Raw genomic sequence first — 1769 nt, forward strand, 5'->3', positions numbered from 1 at the left:
GTCAACTTGACCCGGCCGTGAACGGCCGGGCTTGGAGGTAGCGCCCAACTGGCTGCTGGGTGGGCTCCTCCGTCCAGACACCTAGGAAGGCGCTGGGACGCGTGACTCACGCCCCGCGTTCCACACTGCCTCACCGCGAGCGGCGATGTTGTGGGAAGCATTCCGGTCGGCGTGGGCAACGACCCCGCACTTCCGGCAGATGAAGAGGGCCTGGTCGACCCGGTTCTTCTTCTCGATGTGGCCGCACTCGGCGCATTCCTGGCTGGTGTACGCCGGATCGACGTACACCAGCGGGACCCCGGCCCGGCGTGCCTTGTACTCGACGAACTGCCCGAGCTGGTTAAAGGCCCAGGAGTGGAGCATGACCCGTTGGGGCTTGCGGAGCCGTACCCTCTGCCGGATGCCGCCCAGGTCTTCCAGGGCGATGCCGGACGAGGTGCGTTCAGCCTCGGTCACGATCTGTTTCGCGATGATGTGGTTGACGTTCGCGGCGTGCCGCGCTTCTTTGCGGCGCCGGTTCTTCAGCCGTCGCTTCGCGGACTTGGTGCCCTTGGCCTGGAGCTTGCGGCGCAGTTCGAGCTGCCGCTTGCGGTGGCGGTTCGTACCGCGCCCGGCCGCCCGGTATCCGGTGGACGTGGTGGCGATGTTGGCGATGCCGAGGTCGACGCCGATGAACCGGCCGGGTTCGTACGGCTCGGCTTCGGGGACCTCGCACACGGCGATCAGGTAGAACACGCCGTCACGTTCGATCAGGTCGGATTCGCCCTTGCGGTACTCCCGCAACGTTTTGAGCGCGTCCGGGGAGCAGGCGAAGCGGACGTTCTTCAGGCGCCCTGCCGTGGTCCAGATGCTGACGGTCTGCGCGTCGTACTGCCAGGACAAGCACCGGTCGTCAAACGGGTGCGCGGCCTCGGGGCGGAAGGCGACCGGTTTGGACTCCGCTTTCCGCCGCCGCTTGCTGCCCGGCTTGCCGAGGTTCCCGGCCCGCAGGTTCGCCCGCAGCGCGGTGTAGGCGTCCACGACTTTCTTGATCGTGTGCTGCGCGGCCTGCGCCCCCAGCCCCCGCGTCTTCAACTCCGCGTAGGTGTACTTGCGCAGCTCGTACTCACGCGGCACACCGTGCTCGAACGCCACGGCGGATACCCAGTTCGCGGCGTTGTTGACCGCGCGCAGAGTCGCCGACAGGGCGGGGGCCTGGTCGGCCTCCGGCATCAGCTTCACCTGCACGACGATCTTCACGCGGGTGATCATAACATTGGTCTATGTCACCACGCTGGGAACCAAACCCCAACATTCGCAGGGGTCGTACGGTCATCTACACCCTCCACGCACACTTGGTCTTCACGCCCAAGTACCGCCGCGGACCGTTCACCGACGAAATTCTCACGCGGTGCGAGGAAATCATGCGCGCCGTCTGCGCCGACTTTGAAACCGAGCTGGTCGAGTTCAACGGCGAACGCGATCACGTCCACCTCCTCGTGCACTACCCGCCGAAGGTCTCCATCTCCAAACTGGTGGGCTCCCTCAAAGGCGTCTCCGCCCGCAGACTCCGCCACGAGCACCCCGACCACATCCGCAAGTACCTGTGGGGCGCGCACTTCTGGTCACCCTCGTACTTCGCGGCGAGCTGCGGCGGAGCACCCTTGGCCATCATCAAGGAGTACATCGAGCAGCAAAAACGTCCGACGTGACCTGCCCGTCAGAGCAATCTTGAGAAGCGCTTCCTCCCGGGCGTGAACGCCCGGGGCTCCGCGCTAGATCACGCTGAA

Annotated in this window: 2 protein-coding genes; one reads left to right on the forward strand and one right to left on the reverse strand. The window is 65.9% G+C overall.

Annotated features, from left to right (window positions below):
- Nucleotides 1–81: 81 nt before the first annotated feature.
- Complete coding sequence (locus SPR02S_RS54680; RefSeq protein WP_019065498.1) at nucleotides 82–1251, reverse strand: RNA-guided endonuclease InsQ/TnpB family protein; 1170 nt, start codon at nucleotides 1249–1251, stop codon at nucleotides 82–84.
- 11 nt (nucleotides 1252–1262) lie between these two features.
- On the opposite strand from SPR02S_RS54680, the gene tnpA reads away from it, so the two are divergent.
- Complete coding sequence (tnpA, locus tag SPR02S_RS54685; RefSeq protein ID WP_078623318.1) at nucleotides 1263–1691, forward strand: IS200/IS605 family transposase; 429 nt, start codon at nucleotides 1263–1265, stop codon at nucleotides 1689–1691.
- Nucleotides 1692–1769: the final 78 nt, after the last annotated feature.

This window comes from Streptomyces prunicolor NBRC 13075 (genome assembly GCF_000367365.1).
GTDB lineage: Bacteria > Actinomycetota > Actinomycetes > Streptomycetales > Streptomycetaceae > Streptomyces > Streptomyces prunicolor.

Excerpts from the sequence above, each read along its gene's own strand:
- SPR02S_RS54680 (WP_019065498.1), bottom strand. The coding sequence starts at position 1,251 with ATGATCACCCGCGTGAAGATCGTCGTGCAGGTGAAGCTGATGCCGGAG.
- tnpA (WP_078623318.1), top strand. The coding sequence starts at position 1,263 with ATGTCACCACGCTGGGAACCAAACCCCAACATTCGCAGGGGTCGTACG.